We start from the raw sequence: 19,390 nt of genomic DNA on the forward strand, positions 1-19,390 counted from the left end.
TTTTTTCGTATACCGGCAGAAGCGGGCTGGTCAGGCGCGCACAGTTTCGCTCTCGGAGTGGCCGGCAGTTTTGGCTGCGGCCTCTGCGGCGGCTACTGACGCGTCCCTGATGTCCGTGGCATGCAGGCCCTTGGGGCCTTGAATGATGTCGAACACCACAGATTGGCCGGCCTTGAGGGTTTTGTAACCGTCCATCCGGATCGCCGAGTAATGGGCGAACAGGTCGTCGGGTTTGCCCTCTTCATTGATGAATCCGTAGCCCTTGGCATTGTTGAACCACTTGACTTTACCGCTTGCCATCCCTATGTCCCTCTGCAAAGGACTCCATCACTGGAGTATCATCCACTTCATCCGCATACGAACCTGCGAAAATCGGGTTGACTGCGCGGATCTTTATCGACCACGGTGGGTTCTTATTGGTTGTAACACCGTTTTGCCGATAGTCAAGGTCATGCGGCGGCCGCACGATTAGCCGTTTGCAGGGTCAACCCACAACCTTAACCTGTCGATGTGATGAAATTCTTTCCATGCATGCACACAGCCAGATTCGACTAACATTCAATCAGGATCGCCCTCAATCCAACGAGGACGATGGCTCTGGTCTGGCGGTTCAGGAAGCCAAGCCGATCCTGCAGGCGCCACCGATGTACAAGGTGGTTTTGTTCAACGATGACTACACGCCAATGGATTTCGTCGTCGAAGTGCTCGAGACGTTCTTCAGTCTGAACCGCGAGCTGGCGACCAAGATCATGCTGACCGTCCATACCGAGGGGCGGGCAGTGTGCGGATTGTTTACCCGTGACATCGCCGAAACAAAGGCCATGCAGGTCAACCAATACGCCAGGGAAAGCCAGCATCCGCTACTCTGTGAAATCGAGAAGGACGGTTAATCGCCGACCACTTGGGTATGAGGTGAAGCTATGTTAAACCGCGAGCTCGAAGTCACCCTCAATCTTGCCTTCAAGGAGGCCCGTTCGAAACGTCATGAATTCATGACCGTCGAACATCTGCTGCTGGCACTCCTTGACAATGAGGCTGCCGCGACCGTTCTGCGCGCCTGTGGCGCCAATCTCGACAAACTCAAGCATGACCTGCAAGAGTTCATCGATTCCACCACGCCGTTGATTCCGGTCAACGACGAGGACCGGGAAACCCAGCCGACGCTGGGCTTCCAGCGTGTGCTGCAGCGTGCCGTGTTCCACGTGCAAAGCTCCGGCAAGCGCGAAGTCACCGGGGCCAACGTGCTGGTGGCGATATTCAGCGAACAGGAAAGCCAGGCCGTGTTCCTGCTCAAGCAGCAGAGCGTGGCCCGCATCGATGTGGTCAACTACATCGCGCATGGCATCTCCAAGGTGCCAGGCCATGGTTCCAATGCTGATAGCGACCCTGAAATGCAGGACGAGGAGGGCGGTGAGACCTCCTCTTCGAGCAACCCGCTGGACGCCTACGCCAGTAACCTGAACGAGCTTGCGCGAGCCGGTCGTATCGACCCGCTGGTGGGTCGTGAGCAGGAAGTGGAGCGCGTGGCGCAGATCCTTGCCCGTCGGCGCAAGAACAACCCGCTGCTGGTGGGTGAGGCTGGCGTGGGCAAGACAGCCATCGCCGAAGGCCTGGCCAAGCGCATCGTCGATGGCCAGGTGCCTGACCTGCTGGCGCAGAGCGTGGTGTACTCCCTTGACTTGGGCGCGCTGCTGGCCGGTACCAAGTACCGCGGCGACTTCGAGAAGCGCTTCAAGGCGCTGCTCGGTGAACTGCGCAAGCGCCCGCAGGCCATCCTGTTCATCGACGAAATCCACACCATCATCGGTGCCGGTGCGGCGTCGGGCGGGGTGATGGATGCGTCCAACCTGCTCAAGCCACTGTTGTCGTCCGGTGAAATCCGTTGCATCGGCTCGACCACCTTCCAGGAATTTCGCGGTATCTTCGAAAAAGACCGCGCCTTGGCGCGGCGCTTCCAGAAGGTGGACGTCAGCGAGCCGTCGGTGGAAGACACCGTGGGCATTCTGCGTGGCCTGAAGGGGCGTTTCGAAAGCCACCACAACATCGAGTACAGCGACGAAGCACTGCGTGCTGCCGCCGAGCTGGCTTCGCGCTATATCAACGATCGCCACATGCCGGACAAGGCCATTGACGTGATCGACGAGGCCGGTGCCTACCAGCGTCTGCAGCCGGAGGCCAACCGCGTCAAGCGTATCGAGGTGCCGCAGGTCGAAGACATTGTCGCCAAGATCGCGCGCATTCCGCCAAAACACGTCAGCAGTTCCGACAAGGAGCTGCTGCGCAACCTGGAGCGCGATCTGAAGCTGACCGTGTTCGGCCAGGACCCGGCCATCGACTCGCTGTCGACCGCCATCAAGCTGTCCCGTGCCGGCCTCAAGGCGCCCGACAAGCCGGTGGGCTCGTTCCTCTTCGCCGGCCCTACCGGCGTCGGCAAGACCGAGGCGGCGCGTCAGCTGGCCAAGGCGCTGGGTGTCGAGTTGGTACGCTTCGACATGTCCGAATACATGGAGCGCCACACTGTGTCGCGCCTGATCGGTGCGCCGCCAGGCTATGTCGGGTTCGACCAGGGCGGTTTGCTGACCGAAGCCATCACCAAGCAGCCGCACTGCGTGTTGTTGCTCGATGAAATCGAGAAGGCCCACCCCGAAGTCTTCAACCTGCTGTTGCAGGTGATGGACCACGGGACCCTGACCGACAACAACGGGCGCAAGGCCGACTTCCGTAACGTGATCCTGATCATGACCACCAACGCTGGCGCGGAAACCGCGGCACGGGCCTCGATCGGCTTCACCCATCAGGACCACGCGTCCGATGCCATGGAAGTCATCCGCAAAAGCTTCACGCCGGAATTCCGCAACCGTCTGGATACCATCATCCAGTTCGGCCGCCTCAGTCACGAGACCATCAAAAGTATCGTCGACAAGTTCCTCATCGAACTGCAGGCGCAGCTGGAAGACAAGCGTGTGCTGCTGGAAGTCAGCAATGACGCGCGTGGCTGGCTGGCGGCGTCGGGCTACGACGTGCAGATGGGCGCGCGGCCGATGGCGCGGCTGATCCAGGACAAGATCAAGCGGCCGCTGGCCGAAGAGATCCTGTTTGGGGAGCTGGCCGAGCATGGCGGCGTGGTGCACATCGACCTGCGCGATGGCGAGCTGGTGTTCGACTTCGAGACCACGGCCGAGGTGGCCTGATGCGTCGGGGCCGCTTTGCGGCCCATTCGCAGCACAAGGCTGCTCCTGCAACGGCGATGCGCCATCGTGTAGGAGCAGCCTTGTGCTGCGAATGGCTGCAAAGTAGCCCCTTGCAATCTCGGAAGCACAAAAAAGCCCGGCACATGGCCGGGCTTTTTCATGGCTGGAGCTTAGCGCGCACGGTAGGTGATGCGGCCCTTGCTCAGGTCGTACGGCGTCAGCTCGACGCGAACCTTGTCGCCAGTGAGAATACGGATGTAGTTTTTGCGCATCTTTCCGGAGATGTGCGCGGTTACGACGTGCCCGTTTTCCAACTCCACGCGGAACATGGTGTTGGGCAGGGTGTCGACGACAGTACCTTCCATTTCGAAGCTGTCTTCTTTCGACATGCAGTTGAGCCCTCGGTGTCCAGTGTTGGCCCGACGCATAACCGCACCGGGCAAAAAAGTGGCGTGGATTATGCCGGAAAATAGTGTTTCAAGCCAATGCTTTCAGTTGAGGGTGACCCAGCGCTGGTTGATCAGCAGTTCGATCGGGCGGTACTGGGTCTTGTAGTTCATTTTCTTGCAGTTCTTGATCCAGTAACCCAGATACACGGCCTCCAGATCCTGGCGCACCGCTTCGGTGATCTGCCAGAGGATGGCAAAGCGCCCCAGGCTGCGGCGTTCTTCGTCGGGCTCGTAGAAGGTGTACACCGCGGACAGGCCGTTGGGCAGCAGGTCGCACACCGCCACCGCCAGCAAGCGGCCCGCCAGGCGGAACTCGTAGAACCAGCAGAACGGCAAGTCGCGCACCAGGAAGGTGGAGAACTGATCGCGGCTTGGCGGGTACATGTCGCCGTCGGCGTGACGGGTTTCGATATAGCGCCGGTACAGCTCGAAGTACTCTTCCTTGAACGCCGGGCGCGCCGCAGTCACGGTCAGGTCGGCGTTGCGCTTGAGGATGCGCCGTTGCTGGCGGTTGGGTATGAAGCGCGCCGCCGGGATGCGCGCCGGCACGCACGCGTTGCAGTTCTGGCAATGCGGGCGGTACAGGTGGTCGCCGCTGCGGCGGAAGCCCATTTCCGACAGGTCGGCGTACACGTTCACGTCCATCGGCTGGCTGGGGTCGAGGAACAGCGTGGTCGCCTGCTCATCAGGCAGGTAGCTGCAGGAGTGGGGTTGAGTGGCATAAAACTTCAACCGCGCCAACTCTGTCATGATCAACCCCTCGGTGTGACTTTGTTTTAAGTGTAAGCCAGCTCTGCGAACTCGCCTAGGCAACCCATCTAGACAACCCAGGTGGCGCTGTTGGGCTGGTCGAGGTAGCGGGCCAGGTAGCCGGCGAATTCGGCGCGGCTGATGGCCTGCGCACCCAGGCTTTGCAGGTGGTTGGTCGGCATCTGGCAGTCGATCAGGGCAAACCCGGCCTGGCGCAGGTGCTCGACCAGGGTTGCGAAGCCGACCTTGGAGGCGTTGTCGGCGCGGCTGAACATCGACTCACCGAAGAACAGCTGGCCCATGGCAAGGCCGTACAGGCCACCTACCAGCTCGCCATCCTGGCGCACTTCCACAGAATGGGCGATACCGCGGCGGTGCAATTCGCAGTAGGCGTTGCGCATGGTGTCGGTGATCCAGGTGCCGTCGGCATAGTCGCGTGGCGCGGCGCAGGCGGCGATCACTGCCGGGAAGTCGGTGTCGAAACTGACCTGGTAGCGGCCCTGGCGGATCAGCTTGGCCAGCGAGCGCGACACGTGCAGCTGGTCCGGCAGCAGCACGGTGCGCGGGTCGGGCGACCACCAGAGGATCGGCTGGCCGTCCTGGTACCAGGGGAAGCAGCCGTGGCGATAGGCCTGTACCAGGCGCTCGGGGCTCAGGTCGCCGCCGGCGGCAAGCAGGCCGTTGGGGTCGTGCAGGGCCTTTTCCAGGGGCGGGAAGGTCAACGAGTCGCGAGTCAGCCAGGTGAGCATGGTCTTTCGTGCGGTGGGGGAGGGGAGAGGGCAGCATGGCGCGGGTGAAAAGCAGGGTCAATCTCTTTGGCTTCTTCGCGGGCATGCCCGCTCCCACAGGAACCTCACAGTCTTCAGGCTGGCGCAGGACCTGTGGGAGCGGGCGAGCCGGCGAAGAGGCCGGTACAGGCCAGGAAATCAGGCAATTTCCTGCGCATTCATGAAATCGCAGGCACCATCCGCTACATTTGCTGTCACACCTGTGCAAAAACACAGCATAAGCCTTTGTCACAAAAGAAAATGCGTGCTCAAATTGCACCTATATGAAAGTCGCACCCGGCCAACCTCCCATACGGCGTGCCGCCATGGCGGCTGGCGGGCAGTAATGTTAAAAGTAGTGGTTCATTGGCCGCACCGCCGGCCGATCACTATTGGACGCGCAGCACGCGCAGGAATAGACGCGTTTTGAAGAAATCCACCGCAACCCCAGCTCCCTTGCCTGTGCCCCTGTGGCGGCAGCAGCTGCATTATCGCCTCAAGGAAGGTGCGTTGATCGCTGTCGGCGCCCTGTGCCTGTACCTGTGGATGGCGCTGCTGACCTACGACACGTCCGACCCGGGCTTCAGCCACACCAGCAACATCGACCAGGTGCAGAACGCCGCCGGGCGTGCCGGCGCCTACTTCGCCGACATCCTGTTCATGGTGCTGGGCTACTTCGCCTATATCTTCCCGTTGCTGCTGGGGATCAAGACCTGGCAGATTTTCCGCCAGCGCCACCAGCCCTGGGACTGGAGCGGCTGGCTGTTCTCCTGGCGGCTGATCGGCCTGGTGTTCCTGGTGCTGTCGGGCGCTGCCCTGGCGCATATTCATTTCCATCCGCCGGCAAGCCTGCCGTTTTCCGCCGGTGGCGCGTTGGGCGAGAGCCTGGGCGAACTGGCGCGCAGCCTGCTGAACGTGCAGGGCAGCACGCTGATGTTCATCGCCTTGTTCCTGTTCGGCCTGACCGTGTTCACCGACCTGTCGTGGTTCAAGGTGATGGACATGACCGGCAAGATCACCCTCGACCTGTTCGAGCTGGTACAGGGTGCGGCCAACCGCTGGTGGGAAGCACGCAACGAGCGCAAGCGCCTCGAAGCGCAATTGCGCGAGGATGAACCGGTGTTCAAGGCGCCGGCAGCGGCCGCCGAGAAGCGCGAGCCGGCCAAACCGCCATTGCGCGAGCGGATCTTCAAGCGTGAAGAGGCCCCCGCCCAGCCTGCTGCACCACGTGAGCCGACCCTTGCACGCGAGCCTGTGGTGCCGCGCGAGCCCACCCTTGCCCGCGAGCCGATGGTGCAGCGCGAGCAACCTGCGGCACCGACCATCGTGCCCCCGGCACCTGCCCAGGCCAGGGCGCCGGAGCCGAGCAAGCGGGTGATGAAGGAGAAGCAGGCGCCGCTGTTCGTCGACAGCGCGGTGGAGGGCACCTTGCCGCCGATCTCCATCCTTGATCCGGCCGAGCAGAAGAAGATCGAGTATTCGCCGGAATCGCTGGCGAGTGTCGGGCAACTGCTGGAAATCAAGCTCAAGGAGTTCGGCGTGGAAGTGGCGGTGGACTCCATCCACCCCGGCCCGGTGATTACCCGCTACGAAATCCAGCCGGCCGCGGGCGTCAAGGTCAGCCGCATCTCCAACCTGGCCAAGGACCTGGCGCGCTCAATTGCAGTGACCAGCGTGCGCGTGGTCGAGGTCATCCCCGGCAAGACCACCGTGGGTATCGAGATCCCCAACGAAAACCGGCAAATGGTGCGCTTCTCCGAAGTGCTGGCCACGCCGCAGTACGACGAGCAGAAATCGCCGGTCACCCTGGCCCTTGGCCACGATATCGGCGGCAAGCCGGTCATCACCGACCTGGCCAAGATGCCTCACCTGCTGGTGGCCGGTACCACCGGTTCCGGTAAGTCGGTGGGTGTCAACGCGATGATCCTGTCGATCCTGTTCAAGTCCAGCCCGGAAGACGCGCGGCTGATCATGATCGACCCGAAGATGCTCGAGCTGTCGATCTACGAAGGCATCCCGCACCTGCTCTGCCCGGTGGTCACCGACATGAAGGACGCCGCCAACGCGCTGCGCTGGAGCGTGGCCGAGATGGAGCGGCGCTACAAGCTGATGGCGGCCATGGGCGTGCGTAACCTGGCCGGCTTCAACCGCAAGGTCAAGGATGCCCAGGAGGCCGGTGAAATCATCCATGACCCGCTGTACCGCCGCGAAAGCATGGACGACGAGCCGCCGGCGCTGAAGACCCTGCCGACCATCGTGGTGGTGGTGGACGAATTCGCCGACATGATGATGATCGTCGGCAAGAAGGTCGAAGAGCTGATCGCCCGTATCGCGCAGAAGGCGCGGGCGGCGGGTATCCACCTGATCCTGGCGACCCAGCGCCCCTCGGTGGACGTGATCACCGGCCTGATCAAGGCCAACATCCCGACCCGCATGGCGTTCCAGGTGTCGAGCAAGATCGACTCGCGCACCATCATCGACCAGGGTGGCGCCGAGCAGTTGCTGGGCCACGGTGACATGCTGTACATGCCGCCGGGCACCAGCCTGCCGATCCGTGTGCACGGTGCGTTCGTGTCCGACGATGAGGTGCACCGCGTGGTGGAAGCGTGGAAGCAGCGCGGCGCCCCGGACTACAACGACGATATCCTCAACGGCGTCGAAGAGGCCGGCAGCGGCTTTGAAGGCGGCGGTGGCGGCGACAGCGATGATTCGGAAAGCGACGCCCTGTATGATGAGGCCGTGCAGTTTGTGCTGGAAAGCCGCCGCGCCTCCATTTCGGCCGTGCAGCGCAAGCTGAAGATCGGCTACAACCGCGCCGCCCGCATGATCGAAGCCATGGAAATGGCCGGCGTGGTTACCCCCATGAACAGCAACGGTTCGCGGGAAGTGATTGCCCCGGGCGGCCCGCGCGATTGATGTACACCTTGCCGGGCGCCAACGGTGGCGCCAGGCCTTTTCAATGCTCGATGAGGATTCCCATGCGCGCGATTCGCATGCTGTTGGTTTCTGCCCTGACCCTGGGCTCGGTTACTGCTTATGCCGGTGAGCAAGACGTACAACGCCTGACCCAGTTGCTGGAAAAGTCTCAAACCATCGAGGCCAACTTCTCTCAATTGACCCTGGGTGCCGATGGCACCAGCCTGCAGGAAACCTCGGGCAAGATGACGGTCAAGCGCCCGGGGCTGTTCTACTGGCACACCAATGCGCCGCAGGAGCAGGTAGTGGTGTCGGACGGCAAGAACGTCACCCTGTGGGACCCGGACCTGGAACAGGCCACCATCAAGAAGCTCGACCAGCGCCTGAACCAGACCCCGGCACTGCTGCTGTCCGGTGATGTGTCGAAAATCAGCCAGAGCTTCGACATCACCTCCAAGGAGCAGGGCGAAGTGATGGACTTCACCCTCAAGCCCAAGACCAAGGACACCTTGTTCGACTCGCTGCGGGTGTCGTTCCGCAAAGGGTTGATCAACGACATGCAACTGGTCGACAGCGTCGGCCAACGCACCAATATCCTGTTCAACGGGGTGAAGGCCAACCAGCCGGTGCCCGCCAACCAGTTCACCTTCGTCGTTCCCAAAGGCGCGGATGTGATCAAGGAGTAAGCAGAGCTCGCCATGGACCTGTTTCGAAGCGAACCCGTCGCCCAGCCCCTGGCCGCCCGCCTGCGCCCGTCCAACCTGGACGAGTACGTCGGCCAGGAGCACCTGCTGGCGCGCGGCAAACCGCTGCGCGAGGCGCTGGAGCAGGGTGCGCTGCACTCGATGATCTTCTGGGGACCGCCAGGGGTGGGCAAGACCACCCTTGCGCGGCTGCTGGCGCAGTTTTGCGATGCTCATTTTGAAACCGTGTCGGCGGTGCTGGCCGGGGTCAAAGAGATCCGCCAGGCGGTCGAGGTGGCCAAGCAGCAGGCCGGCCAATACGGCCGCCGCACTATTCTGTTCGTCGATGAAGTGCACCGCTTCAACAAGTCGCAACAGGACGCCTTCCTGCCGTATGTGGAAGACGGCACGCTGCTGTTCATCGGCGCCACCACCGAAAACCCCTCGTTCGAGCTGAACAACGCCTTGTTGTCGCGGGCGCGGGTGTACGTGCTCAAGAGCCTGGACGAGGCCGCGCTGCGCAAGCTGGTCAACCGCGCGCTGACCGAGGAGCGCGGCCTGGGCAAGCACAACCTGCGGGTGGGTGACGAAGCTTTCAAGATGCTGATGGCCGCTGCCGATGGCGATGGCCGGCGCATGCTCAACTTCCTCGAGAACGCCTCGGACCTGGCCGAAGACGGCAGCGAGATAGATGTCGAGATGCTGCAGAGCCTGCTGGGCGACAGCCGTCGGCGCTTCGACAAGGGCGGCGAGGCGTTCTACGACCAGATATCAGCGCTGCACAAGTCGGTGCGCGGCTCCAACCCCGACGGCGCCTTGTATTGGTTTGCGCGCATGCTCGACGGCGGCTGCGACCCGCTGTACATCGCCCGCCGCGTGGTGCGCATGGCCAGCGAGGACATCGGCAACGCCGACCCGCGCGCGCTCAGCCTGTGCCTGGCAGCCTGGGACGTGCAAGAGCGCCTGGGCAGCCCCGAAGGCGAGCTGGCGGTGGCCCAGGCCATCACCTACATTGCCTGTGCACCGAAGAGCAACGCGGTGTACGTGGGCTTCAAGACCGCCCTGCGTGAAGCTGCGGAGCATGGGTCGCTGGAAGTGCCGCTGCACCTGCGCAACGCACCCACCAAGCTGATGAAGCAACTGGGCTATGGCGACGAATATCGCTATGCCCATGACGAGCCTGATGCCTATGCGGCCGGTGAAGACTACTTCCCCGATCAGCTCGAGCCGCGCCAGTACTATCAGCCGGTGCCCCGTGGCCTGGAGCTGAAGATTGGCGAGAAGTTGCGCCACCTGGCCGAGCTTGACCGCAACAGCCCCCGCCAGCGGAGAAAACCGTGATTGCACTAGTTGCGGCCGTGAGTGCGGGCGGTATTGCCGGTACATTGCTGCGTTTCGCCACTACCAACTGGGTAGCTACTCACTGGCCACGGCACTTCTATCTCGGTACGCTGGCGGTCAACCTGGTCGGCTGCCTGCTGATCGGCCTGCTCTATGGCCTGTTCCTGCACAAGCCTATGGTGCCGGTCGAGCTGCGTGCCGGGCTGATCGTGGGCTTTCTGGGTGGCCTTACAACCTTTTCCTCCTTCTCGCTCGATACCGTGCGCCTGCTCGAAAGTGGGCAAGTGCCCCTGGCTTTGGGCTATACCGGTATCAGCGTGATGGGCGGCCTGCTCGCGACATGGGCCGGCCTGTCCCTGACCCGATTCTGAACCAACACCTACCTATAACGAGAGAACGATATGCTCGATTCCAAACTGTTACGCGGCCAACTTCAGGAAGTGGCGGACCGCCTGGCCTCCCGTGGCTTCAGCCTGGATGTCGCGCGCATCGAATCACTGGAAGAACGCCGCAAGGCGGTGCAGACCCGCACCGAGCAACTGCAGGCCGAGCGTAACGCCCGCTCCAAATCCATCGGCCAGGCCAAGGCCAAGGGCGAGGACATCGCGCCGCTGATGGCTGATGTCGAGCGCATGGCCAACGAGCTGGCCGCCGGCAAGACCGAGCTGGACGAGATTCAGGCGGAGCTGGACGGCATCCTGCTGACCATCCCCAACCTGCCGGACGCCAGCGTACCGGTTGGTGCCAGCGAAGATGACAACGTCGAAGTGCGCAAGTGGGGCACGCCGAAGGCCTTCGATTTCGAAATCAAGGACCACGTCGCCCTCGGCGAAATCAGCGGTGGCCTGGACTTCGAAGCCGCCGCCAAGCTGTCCGGCGCGCGCTTTGCCGTGCTGCGTGGCCCGATCGCCCGCCTGCACCGCGCCCTGGCGCAGTTCATGATCAACCTGCACACCGGCGAGCACGGCTACGAGGAGCATTACACCCCGTACCTGGTCCAGGCCCCGGCCCTGCAGGGTACCGGTCAGCTGCCGAAGTTCGAGGAAGACCTGTTCAAGATCACCCGCGAAGGTGAGGCTGACTTCTACCTGATCCCGACCGCCGAAGTGTCGCTGACCAACCTGGTGGCCGGTGAAATCCTCGACGCCAAGCAGCTGCCGCTGAAGCTCGTCGCGCACACCCCGTGCTTCCGCAGCGAAGCCGGTGCGTCGGGCCGTGACACCCGCGGCATGATCCGCCAGCACCAGTTCGACAAGGTGGAGATGGTGCAGGTGGTAGAGCCGTCCAAGTCGATGGAAGCGCTGGAAGGCCTGACCGCCAATGCCGAGCGCGTGCTGCAGCTGCTGGAGCTGCCGTACCGGGTGCTGGCCCTGTGCACCGGCGACATGGGCTTTGGCGCGGTGAAAACCTACGACCTGGAAGTGTGGGTACCGAGCCAGGACAAATACCGCGAAATCAGCTCGTGCTCCAACTGCGGCGACTTCCAGGCGCGCCGCATGCAGGCGCGTTGGCGCAACCCGGAAACCGGCAAGCCAGAGCTGGTGCACACCCTCAACGGCTCCGGCCTGGCCGTAGGCCGTACCCTGGTCGCCGTGCTGGAAAACTACCAGCAGGCCGACGGTTCGATTCTGGTACCGGAAGTGCTGAAGCCATACATGGGCGGCGTCGAGGTCATCCGCTAAATGAATTACCTGCCGCTGTTCCACAAGCTGCAGGGCGGCCGTGTGCTGGTCGTCGGCGGCGGTGAAATCGCCTTGCGCAAGGCGCGGCTGCTGGCTGATGCCGGCAGCGTGCTGCGCGTGGTGGCGCCGGACGTCGACGGCCAGTTGGCCGCATTGGCCAGGGAAGGTGGCGGTGAGGTGCTGGTGCGTGGCTATCAGGCCGCCGACCTGGTCGGTTGCCGGCTGGTTATCGCGGCGACCGACGACCCTGGGCTGAACGCCCAGGTGTCGGCCGATGCCCAGGCTCTCAGCCTGCCGGTCAACGTGGTGGATGCACCGGCCCTGTGCACGGTTATTTTCCCCGCCATCGTCGACCGTTCACCGTTGGTGATTGCGGTTTCCAGTGGCGGCGACGCCCCGGTGCTGGCGCGCTTGATTCGCGCCAAACTGGAGGCGTGGGTTCCTTCTGCCTACGGTGAGCTGGCCGGGTTGGCAGCGCGCTTCCGGCACAAGGTCAAAACCTTGTACCCGGACGTCAACCAGCGCCGTGGCTTCTGGGAAACCGTGTTCCAGGGGCCGATTGCCGAGCGCCAGCTGGCCGGGCAGGGCGCCGAGGCCGAACGCCTGTTGCAGGCAATGGTCGACGGCGCGCCGGTGCAGCAGGGTGGCGAGGTGTATCTGGTGGGCGCGGGGCCGGGCGATCCGGACTTGTTGACCTTCCGTGCCTTGCGCCTCATGCAGCAGGCCGATGTGGTGCTGTACGACCGTTTGGTTGCGCCCGCGATCATCGAGATGTGCCGTCGCGATGCCGAGCGGATCTACGTAGGCAAACGCCGCGCCGACCACGCCGTGCCGCAGGACCAGATCAACCGCCTGCTGGTCGACCTGGCCCAGCAGGGCAAGCGTGTGCTGCGCCTGAAGGGTGGCGATCCGTTCATCTTTGGCCGCGGTGGGGAGGAGATCGAAGAGCTGGCCGAGCAGGGTATCCCGTTCCAGGTGGTGCCGGGGATTACTGCGGCTAGCGGCTGTTCCGCCTATGGCGGCATTCCGCTGACCCATCGCGACTATGCCCAGTCGGTACGTTTCGTCACTGGGCACCTGAAAGATGGCACCAGTAATTTGCCTTGGGATGACCTGGTGGCGCCGGCACAGACCTTGGTGTTCTACATGGGGCTGGTGGGTTTGCCGACGATTTGTGCCGAGTTGATTCGGCATGGGCGTGCGGCCAGTACTCCGGCGGCGTTGGTGCAGCAGGGGACTACACGTAATCAGCGGGTGTTCACTGGTACCTTGGCGGATTTGCCGGAGTTGGTGGCCCGGCATGAAGTGCATGCGCCGACCCTGGTGATTGTGGGGGAGGTGGTGCAACTGCGTGAAAAGCTGGCCTGGTTCGAAGGTTCGCAGAACAGCTGATATTGTTGGGGCTGCAAAGCAGCCCCCGACGATCTCAACCCTGCGAGATTCCCTTGCCCACCAACCGCGCCCGATCATGCGGTGCGTTGAAGTCTTGCAGCGGCCCCTTGGGCACGATCCCGTTCGGGTTGATGGTCTTGTGGCTCATGTAATAGTGCTTCTGGATATGCTCCATGTTCACCGTGCCCGCCACGCCCGGCCACTGGTAAAGCTCGCGCAGCCAGTTTGAAAGGTTGTGGTAATCGCTCAGGCGTCGCAGGTTGCACTTGAAATGCCCGTGGTACACGGCATCGAAGCGCACCAGCGTGGTAAACAGTCGCACATCGGCCTCGGTCAGGTACTCGCCCGCCAGGTATCGATTGCGGCCCAGCAAGTCTTCCAGGTAATCCAGTTCGTTGAATACCTGGTCAAACGCTGCCTCGTAGGCCTCCTGCGTGGTGGCGAAGCCTGCGCGGTACACGCCGTTGTTCACCGCAGGGTAGATTCGCTCGTTCAGCGCCTCGATGGTCGGGCGCAGCGGCTCGGGGTACAGGTCCAGGGTGTTGCCGGTCAGCTCGTTGAAGGCGCTGTTGAAGATGCGGATGATCTCGGCCGACTCGTTGTTGACGATTCGCTTCTCTTTCTTGTCCCACAGCACGGGCACGGTCACACGGCCAGTGTAGTGCGGGTCATCCTGGGTGTAGCGCTGGTGCATGTACTGCAGGGCGTCAAGGTGGTCGCCCGTCGAGCCTTGCTGCTGGTCGAAGGTCCAGCCATGGTCCTGCATCAGCCAGCTGACCACGGATACGTCGATCAACGGCTCCAGGCCCTTGAGTGCGCGGAAGATCAGGGTGCGGTGAGCCCATGGGCAGGCCAGCGACACATACAGGTGATAACGGCCCGCCTCGGGAGCGGGGAGCGAATTGCGGCGCTGGGCGTTTTCCCGTTTGAACGTGCCGTCCTTGCCGTTTTCATACCACTGGTCATGCCAGCGACCGTCGATCAAAAGGCCCATGCTGAGCTCCTGGAACAAAGTTGTTTGTCGTTGGAGCCCAGTCTAGGCCAAATCGTTCGAACAAATAGCGCAAAGACTCGGGGGTTATGATCGGTTAAATCGATCGGTTTCGGCCGCTCCAGTAGCTGCGTGCGGTCTCGAATGCCTGTTCCCGATCCTGCCCCAGCCCGCGCAAGGCAAGGGCCATGGTAGCGATCACGGCCTTGTCGGCGTAGCTGTCTTCGACCTCACCGCGCCAGAACGCGAGCAGATGCTCGGGTTGCAGACTCGGCGGTTTCACGTGGCGGCGCTCGCTCAACGCCGGCCACTCTTCGTCCCATGCTTCGCCCGCGGTGGTGCCGTAAAGGTGGCTGATGACATCCGGGTTCACCTCGATCTCGCCGCCATCACCCTTGATCACCACGGCATGGTCGCCCAGTAGGCGGCTGGCCTCACGGTGCACTGCCTGGTAACCCGGGTGGAAGATGCTCTGCAGGCCGCAGCGTGCGCCCAGCGGGTTGAGCACCCGGGCCAGCGAGTGGATGGGCGAGCGCAGGCCGAGGGTGTTGCGCAGGTCGATCATGCGCTGCAACTGTGGCGCCCAGTCTTGCAGCGGGAAGAACGCCAGCTGGTGCTGGTCGAGGGCGTTGTCGACGGCAGCCCAGTCGCGACACAGCGGGATTTGCAGCAGGCCAAGCAACTGCTCGGTGTACATGCGCCCGGCGGTGTGGGCACCGCCGCCGTGCATCAGGATGCGCACGCCGTTGCTGGCCAGGCATTTGGCCGCCAGCAGGTACCAGGGCAGGTGGCGCTTCTTGCCGGCGTAGGTTGGCCAGTCCAGGTCCGCGGCGATGGCCGGGGCCTGCAGGTGTGTACGCAGCGCTTCGGTGAAACCGGCCAGTTCCTCGGCGCTCTCCTCTTTGTGCCGCAGCAGCATCAGGAAGGCACCGAGCTGGGCATCCTCGACTTTGCCTTCCAGCAGCAAGGTCATGGCGCTGCGGGCCTCCTCGCGGGTCAGGCCGCGCGCGCCGCGCTTGCCTTTGCCAAGAATGCGCACAAATTCGGCAAACGGGTGTTCGGCCGGAGTTTCGAGGGTAAGCGGGCGTGGTTCGTTCATATGCAGTTGGTCGGCTTGGGCAGGCCCGCCAGTTTGGCGGCGAGTTTGGCGGGAGTGCCGTTGAACAGGCGGTTCAGGTGCGGGCTGTTGCCCTTTTCCGGGCCCAGCTTCAGGGCCGTGTACTTGATCAGCGGGCGAGTGGCCGGGGACAGCTGGTATTCCTGGTAGAACTGACGCAGCAGCTCGAGGATTTCCCAGTGGTCCGCAGTCAGTGCAATGTGCTCCCGCGCGGCCAGCGCTTCGGCGGCGGCGGGGGACCAGTCTTCCAGGTCGACCAGAAAGCCGTCCTTGTCCAGGGCGATCGCCTGATCGCCTACGTCGAGTGTGCTCATAACCAGCTGTTGACCTTGTCGTAGTGCAGCGACAGTTCGACGAACCCGGCGTAGTCCACGGCCTTGGCCAGGTCATTGCCGACCGCACGGGCCTGGATATCCTCATCCAGGGCGAACAGGCGTTGGGCCAGGCCGGCAGCTTGCAGCTGGCGGTACGGTTCGCTGCCGTTGCGCAGGGCATAAACGGCGTCGCCGCACAGCAGCACGGCGTCATCGCCACCGAGCAGCCGCAGGCAGCTGGCCAGGCGCTCGTCGCCGAACGGGGAGTGGGCAATTACATGCAGGGTTGTCATCAGAGCGTTACCACCTGGTCGAAGCGGGCAATCAGCGCGGCCAGCGCTGCGTCATCGAGTACCTGCACCGGCAGTGCCAGGGTGTCGGTTGCCAGGCCACGGCGGGCGAGGCTGTGGCTGCAGGCGTACAGGTCCTCGACCCCGAACATCGGCAGCGCCTGCAGGTTGGCGGCCAGGTTCTTCTGTTGTACGGCGGTGGGGCGCTGGTCCGTCGCAAGCTGGAACACGCCATCGTCGAGGAACAGCATGCCCAGCGGCAGGTCGAACGCGCCGCCGGCCAGGGCGATGTCCAGTGCCTCGCGCGCCGATGGGCCATTCCACGGCGCCTGGCGGCTGATGATCAGCAAGGATTTGGCCATATCAGTCACCTCCAAAGCAGACAAGCCGATCGGCAAGCTGAGCGGCCTCATGCAACTGGCCAAGCCCGGACAGTTCCCAAGGCTTGGGCAGGTTCACGGCCGGGCGCTGGTAGCGGTTGGCCTCGGCCTCGTCGAGCACGCCACGGCGCAGGGCGGCGGCGATGCACACCACGGCGTCCAGCTGATGGGTCTCGATAAAGCCACGCCACTGGGCTGCCACGTCCACTTCGTCCTGGGGCGCGACCACGTTGGCCGAGGCACTGTGTACCCCGTCCTGATAGAAGAACAGCCGGGCAATCTCATGCCCGCCGGCCAGCACCGCCTCGGCATAGCGCAAAGCGCGCCGCGAGGAGGGCGCATGGGCCGGGGAGAACACCGCGATAGCGAATTTCATGGATAACTCATGCAAAGGAATGCTGCCATGATAAAGCAAAAAAGCCCGCGCCCGCTTGTGCAAGCGGCGCGGGCTTTCAACCTGTCCGTATGTCCTGCACGCCACCTGCAGGAGCGGCCTCGGGTCGCGAAAGGGCTGCACAGCAGCCCCATGGCCTAACCGACAAGCACCAGGCTCAAGCCTGTTCCTTGCTCTCCGGCAGGAACCAGTTCAGCACCAGGGCACAGATACCCCCGGTAGCCACACCCGATTCAAGCACATTGCGAATCGCCGATGGCATATGCGCCAGGAACTCCGGCACCTGCGCGACACCCAGGCCCAGCGCCAGCGACACCGCAATGATCAGCAGCGCACGGCGATCCAGCCGGGTGCTGGCCAGAATATTGATGCCCGAAGCCGCAACTGCACCGAACATCACCATTGCCGCACCCCCCAGCACCGGCTCTGGCACTGCCTGGATCACCCCGGCAACGCTAGGGAAAAGCCCCAGTACCACCAGCATCACGGCAATCCAAATACCGATATGGCGGCTGGCGATGCCGGTCAGTTGAATCACGCCGTTGTTCTGCGCAAAGACCGAGCTCGGGAAGGTGTTGAACAACCCCGCCAGCAGCGAGTTGGCGCCGTTGACCAGCACCCCACCCTTGATGCGTTGCATCCATACCGGCCCTTCGACTGGCTGGCGCGACACCTTGCTGGTGGCGGTCACGTCACCAATGGCTTCCAGCGAAGTCACCAGGTAGATCACCAGCATCGGAATGAACAGCGCCCACGAAAAGCCCAGGCCGAAGTGCAGCGGGGTGGGCACCTGGAACAGCGCGGCCTGGTGCATGCCTGTGAAGTCCAGGCGGCCCATGTAGCCGGCCAGGGCGTAACCGACGGCGAGGGCGATGACGATGGCGCAGCTGCGCATCCACACCACCGGGATACGGTTGAGGATGACGATAATTGCAAGCACCACACCCGACAGCAGCAGGTTCTCGCCATTGGCGAAGGTGCCATTGGCCATGGCGCCGAAGCCACCGCCCATGCTGATCAGGCCGACCTTGATCAAGGTCAGGCCGATCATCAACACCACGATACCGGTCACCAGCGGGGTAATCAGACGTTTGACGAAAGGCAGGATGCGCGACACGCCCATTTCCACAAACGAACCGGCAATCACCACGCCAAAGATGGCCGCCATCACGCCTTCTACCGGCGTGCCTTGCTTGACCATCAGCGCACCGCCAGCAATCAGCGGGCCGACGAAGTTGAAGCTGGTGCCCTGCACGATGAGCAAACCGGCGCCGAAGGGCCCGAAGCGCTTGCACTGAACAAAGGTGGCAATACCCGAGATCACCAGCGACATGGAGACGATCAGGTTGGTATCCCGCGCCGAAACGCCCAGCGCCTGGCAGATCAGCAAGCCAGGCGTGACGATAGGCACGATGATCGCCAGCAGGTGCTGAAGGGCAGCAAGCAGGCCGATCAACAGCCGTGGCTTGTCCTCCAGACCAAGCACCAGTTCGTTGGCAGGCGCCGCTGCGCCTGGGCTGTGTTCATGTGAGCTCATTGCTGAAAGCTGCCCCGGATGAAAAAAGGAGCGCATTCTACGGGGTGATGAGGGATTGCGGTAGAGAAAAGCACGATAGCGGCATGATCGGTGACTATTTACCTGATTATTTGACTTTTTAGTCAGTTATTTGATGCTGGTTTGTCAGGGGGAATAGAGTCAGAGCCTGCGCCGCCGACCTCAGTGGGGGCGGGTTCACCCGCGAAGAATCCACACGCAGTTCATACCACCGGCCCCGCCGGTGTTCGCCAACCAGCTAGGTCCCTCACCCAATCCTCTTTCTGAAACCCACAAAAAAGCCCGCCGAAGCGGGCTTTCTCAAACAACGTCAATCAGTCATCACGACCCATGATGCCAAACAGCTGTAGCAGGCTGACAAACAGGTTGTAGATCGACACATACAGGCTGATGGTCGCCATGATGTAGTTACGCTCGCCACCATGAATGATCGCGCTGGTCTGGAACAGGATGCAGACCGACGAGAACAGCACGAAGCCAGCGCTGATCGCCAGTTGCAGGCCGCTGATCTGGAAGAAGAAGCTGGCTACTACCGCACCCAGCAGAACAAAGAAGCCTGCAGTGATGAAGCCACTGAGGAAGCTCATGTCCTTGCGGCTGATCAGCACGTAGGCCGACAGGCCACCGAACACCAGCGCAGTCATGGCAAACGCCGAGCTGACCACTTCAGCGCCACCGGCCATGCCAAGGTAACGGTTGAGGATCGGGCCGAGGATGAAGCCCATGAAGCCGGTGAGGGCAAAGGTGGACACCAGGCCCCATGCCGAATCACGCAGCTTGTTGGTAAGGAAGAACAGCCCGTAGAAGCCGATCAGCACCACGAACACATTCGGGTAGCCGACGCGCATCTGCTGGGCCACGAAGGCCATGACACCGCTGAAGGCGAGGGTAAGCGCCAGCAGGCTGTACGTGTTGCGCAGGACCTTGCTGATCTCCTGCTGCTCGACCTGCTGGCCGTGGTGTACGGCGTAATCCTGTTCGCGCATGGCGACACTCCTTGGTAAAACCTGTGGTTTCGAACGTTCAGATGCTAGGAGTCTATCAGAGCTCCTGCAACCCGCGACACAGAGAGTTTGACAGCGTGTTTCATTACGGTATTATGGCGACCGCAAAACGAGCTGGAAGCGTGGCCGAGTGGTTTAAGGCAACGGTCTTGAAAACCGTCGATGGGCAACTAT

At 62.7% G+C, this 19,390-nt stretch carries 20 protein-coding genes; 8 read left to right on the top strand and 12 right to left on the bottom strand.

Features of this window, described 5'->3' with window-relative positions:
- Positions 1–30: 30 nt before the first annotated feature.
- Positions 31–300 (bottom strand): cold shock domain-containing protein CspD, encoded by a 270-nt coding sequence (cspD, locus tag AC5O5I_RS08965; RefSeq protein ID WP_172223312.1) that lies wholly within the window; start codon positions 298–300, stop codon positions 31–33.
- A 227-nt stretch (positions 301–527) separates the two neighbouring features.
- Here cspD and clpS point away from each other — a divergent pair, with 227 nt between their 5' ends.
- Complete coding sequence (gene clpS / locus AC5O5I_RS08970; protein ID WP_009683116.1) at positions 528–890, top strand: ATP-dependent Clp protease adapter ClpS; 363 nt, start codon at positions 528–530, stop codon at positions 888–890.
- Between the two features lie 30 nt (positions 891–920).
- Positions 921–3,191 carry an ATP-dependent Clp protease ATP-binding subunit ClpA gene (gene clpA, locus AC5O5I_RS08975; protein ID WP_172223309.1) on the top strand — a complete coding sequence of 757 codons (2,271 nt, stop codon included), beginning with the start codon at positions 921–923 and terminating at the stop codon, positions 3,189–3,191.
- Positions 3,192–3,361: 170 nt separating this feature from the next.
- Here the strand turns inward: clpA and infA are convergent, their stop codons facing one another.
- The 3 genes from infA to aat form a co-directional block, all read right to left on the bottom strand.
- Positions 3,362–3,580: a translation initiation factor IF-1 gene (gene infA / locus AC5O5I_RS08980; RefSeq protein ID WP_002553999.1), complete on the bottom strand. Its 219-nt coding sequence runs from the start codon at positions 3,578–3,580 to the stop codon at positions 3,362–3,364.
- Between the two features lie 102 nt (positions 3,581–3,682).
- Positions 3,683–4,390, bottom strand: coding sequence for an arginyltransferase (locus AC5O5I_RS08985; RefSeq protein ID WP_172287106.1), 708 nt, complete (start codon positions 4,388–4,390; stop codon positions 3,683–3,685).
- 68 nt (positions 4,391–4,458) lie between these two features.
- Positions 4,459–5,139: a leucyl/phenylalanyl-tRNA--protein transferase gene (aat, locus tag AC5O5I_RS08990; protein ID WP_172233637.1), complete on the bottom strand. Its 681-nt coding sequence runs from the start codon at positions 5,137–5,139 to the stop codon at positions 4,459–4,461.
- A gap of 384 nt (positions 5,140–5,523) precedes the next feature.
- On the opposite strand from aat, the gene AC5O5I_RS08995 reads away from it, so the two are divergent.
- From AC5O5I_RS08995 to cysG, 6 genes are all read left to right on the top strand, one after another.
- Positions 5,524–8,073, top strand: coding sequence for a DNA translocase FtsK (locus AC5O5I_RS08995; RefSeq protein WP_372242404.1), 2,550 nt, complete (start codon positions 5,524–5,526; stop codon positions 8,071–8,073).
- A 62-nt stretch (positions 8,074–8,135) separates the two neighbouring features.
- On the top strand, positions 8,136–8,759 hold the full coding sequence (gene lolA / locus AC5O5I_RS09000; protein ID WP_172218722.1) for an outer membrane lipoprotein periplasmic chaperone LolA: 624 nt from the start codon (positions 8,136–8,138) through the stop codon (positions 8,757–8,759).
- 12 nt (positions 8,760–8,771) lie between these two features.
- Positions 8,772–10,097, top strand: coding sequence for a replication-associated recombination protein A (locus AC5O5I_RS09005; protein ID WP_172218720.1), 1,326 nt, complete (start codon positions 8,772–8,774; stop codon positions 10,095–10,097).
- Positions 10,094–10,468, top strand: coding sequence for a fluoride efflux transporter CrcB (gene crcB / locus AC5O5I_RS09010; RefSeq protein ID WP_172287109.1), 375 nt, complete (start codon positions 10,094–10,096; stop codon positions 10,466–10,468). Before AC5O5I_RS09005 ends, crcB begins: the two co-directional genes overlap by 4 nt.
- Positions 10,469–10,498: 30 nt before the next feature.
- Positions 10,499–11,779, top strand: a complete 1,281-nt coding sequence (gene serS, locus AC5O5I_RS09015; protein ID WP_172218716.1) for a serine--tRNA ligase — start codon at positions 10,499–10,501, stop codon at positions 11,777–11,779.
- Positions 11,780–13,171, top strand: a complete 1,392-nt coding sequence (gene cysG / locus AC5O5I_RS09020) for a siroheme synthase CysG (protein ID WP_494512373.1) — start codon at positions 11,780–11,782, stop codon at positions 13,169–13,171.
- A 34-nt stretch (positions 13,172–13,205) separates the two neighbouring features.
- Here cysG and AC5O5I_RS09025 read toward each other — a convergent pair whose 3' ends face one another.
- The 8 genes from AC5O5I_RS09025 to AC5O5I_RS09060 all read right to left on the bottom strand — a co-directional run bounded on the left by AC5O5I_RS09025 (position 13,206) and on the right by AC5O5I_RS09060 (position 19,198).
- Complete coding sequence (locus tag AC5O5I_RS09025) at positions 13,206–14,165, bottom strand: glutathione S-transferase family protein (RefSeq protein WP_494512374.1); 960 nt, start codon at positions 14,163–14,165, stop codon at positions 13,206–13,208.
- Positions 14,166–14,259: 94 nt separating this feature from the next.
- Entirely contained in the window at positions 14,260–15,261 is a 1,002-nt protein-coding gene (locus tag AC5O5I_RS09030) for a glycosyl transferase family protein (RefSeq protein ID WP_494512375.1), read from the bottom strand.
- Positions 15,258–15,593, bottom strand: coding sequence for a TusE/DsrC/DsvC family sulfur relay protein (locus tag AC5O5I_RS09035; protein ID WP_172218700.1), 336 nt, complete (start codon positions 15,591–15,593; stop codon positions 15,258–15,260). Before AC5O5I_RS09035 ends, AC5O5I_RS09030 begins: the two co-directional genes overlap by 4 nt.
- Entirely contained in the window at positions 15,590–15,886 is a 297-nt protein-coding gene (gene tusB / locus AC5O5I_RS09040) for a sulfurtransferase complex subunit TusB (RefSeq protein WP_172218698.1), read from the bottom strand. The genes AC5O5I_RS09035 and tusB overlap by 4 nt, the downstream gene beginning before the upstream one ends.
- Positions 15,886–16,245, bottom strand: coding sequence for a sulfurtransferase complex subunit TusC (gene tusC, locus AC5O5I_RS09045; protein WP_172218696.1), 360 nt, complete (start codon positions 16,243–16,245; stop codon positions 15,886–15,888). The genes tusB and tusC overlap by 1 nt, the downstream gene beginning before the upstream one ends.
- 1 nt (position 16,246) lies before the next feature.
- On the bottom strand, positions 16,247–16,639 hold the full coding sequence (gene tusD, locus AC5O5I_RS09050) for a sulfurtransferase complex subunit TusD (protein WP_172218694.1): 393 nt from the start codon (positions 16,637–16,639) through the stop codon (positions 16,247–16,249).
- Between the two features lie 175 nt (positions 16,640–16,814).
- Positions 16,815–18,194 (bottom strand): nucleobase:cation symporter-2 family protein, encoded by a 1,380-nt coding sequence (locus AC5O5I_RS09055; protein WP_172218692.1) that lies wholly within the window; start codon positions 18,192–18,194, stop codon positions 16,815–16,817.
- A gap of 332 nt (positions 18,195–18,526) precedes the next feature.
- Positions 18,527–19,198 carry a Bax inhibitor-1/YccA family protein gene (locus AC5O5I_RS09060; protein WP_172218690.1) on the bottom strand — a complete coding sequence of 224 codons (672 nt, stop codon included), beginning with the start codon at positions 19,196–19,198 and terminating at the stop codon, positions 18,527–18,529.
- Positions 19,199–19,390: the final 192 nt, after the last annotated feature.

The sequence above is a fragment of the Pseudomonas sp. 9_2_1 genome (assembly GCF_059295275.1).

Coding starts and splice junctions, on each gene's coding strand:
- cspD (WP_172223312.1), bottom strand. CDS start 300: ATGGCAAGCGGTAAAGTCAAGTGGTTCAACAATGCCAAGGGCTACGGA.
- clpS (WP_009683116.1), top strand. CDS start 528: ATGCATGCACACAGCCAGATTCGACTAACATTCAATCAGGATCGCCCT.
- clpA (WP_172223309.1), top strand. CDS start 921: ATGTTAAACCGCGAGCTCGAAGTCACCCTCAATCTTGCCTTCAAGGAG.
- infA (WP_002553999.1), bottom strand. CDS start 3,580: ATGTCGAAAGAAGACAGCTTCGAAATGGAAGGTACTGTCGTCGACACC.
- AC5O5I_RS08985 (WP_172287106.1), bottom strand. CDS start 4,390: ATGACAGAGTTGGCGCGGTTGAAGTTTTATGCCACTCAACCCCACTCC.
- aat (WP_172233637.1), bottom strand. CDS start 5,139: ATGCTCACCTGGCTGACTCGCGACTCGTTGACCTTCCCGCCCCTGGAA.
- lolA (WP_172218722.1), top strand. CDS start 8,136: ATGCGCGCGATTCGCATGCTGTTGGTTTCTGCCCTGACCCTGGGCTCG.
- AC5O5I_RS09005 (WP_172218720.1), top strand. CDS start 8,772: ATGGACCTGTTTCGAAGCGAACCCGTCGCCCAGCCCCTGGCCGCCCGC.
- serS (WP_172218716.1), top strand. CDS start 10,499: ATGCTCGATTCCAAACTGTTACGCGGCCAACTTCAGGAAGTGGCGGAC.
- cysG (WP_494512373.1), top strand. CDS start 11,780: ATGAATTACCTGCCGCTGTTCCACAAGCTGCAGGGCGGCCGTGTGCTG.
- AC5O5I_RS09025 (WP_494512374.1), bottom strand. CDS start 14,165: ATGGGCCTTTTGATCGACGGTCGCTGGCATGACCAGTGGTATGAAAAC.
- AC5O5I_RS09030 (WP_494512375.1), bottom strand. CDS start 15,261: ATGAACGAACCACGCCCGCTTACCCTCGAAACTCCGGCCGAACACCCG.
- AC5O5I_RS09035 (WP_172218700.1), bottom strand. CDS start 15,593: ATGAGCACACTCGACGTAGGCGATCAGGCGATCGCCCTGGACAAGGAC.
- tusB (WP_172218698.1), bottom strand. CDS start 15,886: ATGACAACCCTGCATGTAATTGCCCACTCCCCGTTCGGCGACGAGCGC.
- tusC (WP_172218696.1), bottom strand. CDS start 16,245: ATGGCCAAATCCTTGCTGATCATCAGCCGCCAGGCGCCGTGGAATGGC.
- tusD (WP_172218694.1), bottom strand. CDS start 16,639: ATGAAATTCGCTATCGCGGTGTTCTCCCCGGCCCATGCGCCCTCCTCG.
- AC5O5I_RS09055 (WP_172218692.1), bottom strand. CDS start 18,194: ATGAGCTCACATGAACACAGCCCAGGCGCAGCGGCGCCTGCCAACGAA.
- AC5O5I_RS09060 (WP_172218690.1), bottom strand. CDS start 19,198: ATGCGCGAACAGGATTACGCCGTACACCACGGCCAGCAGGTCGAGCAG.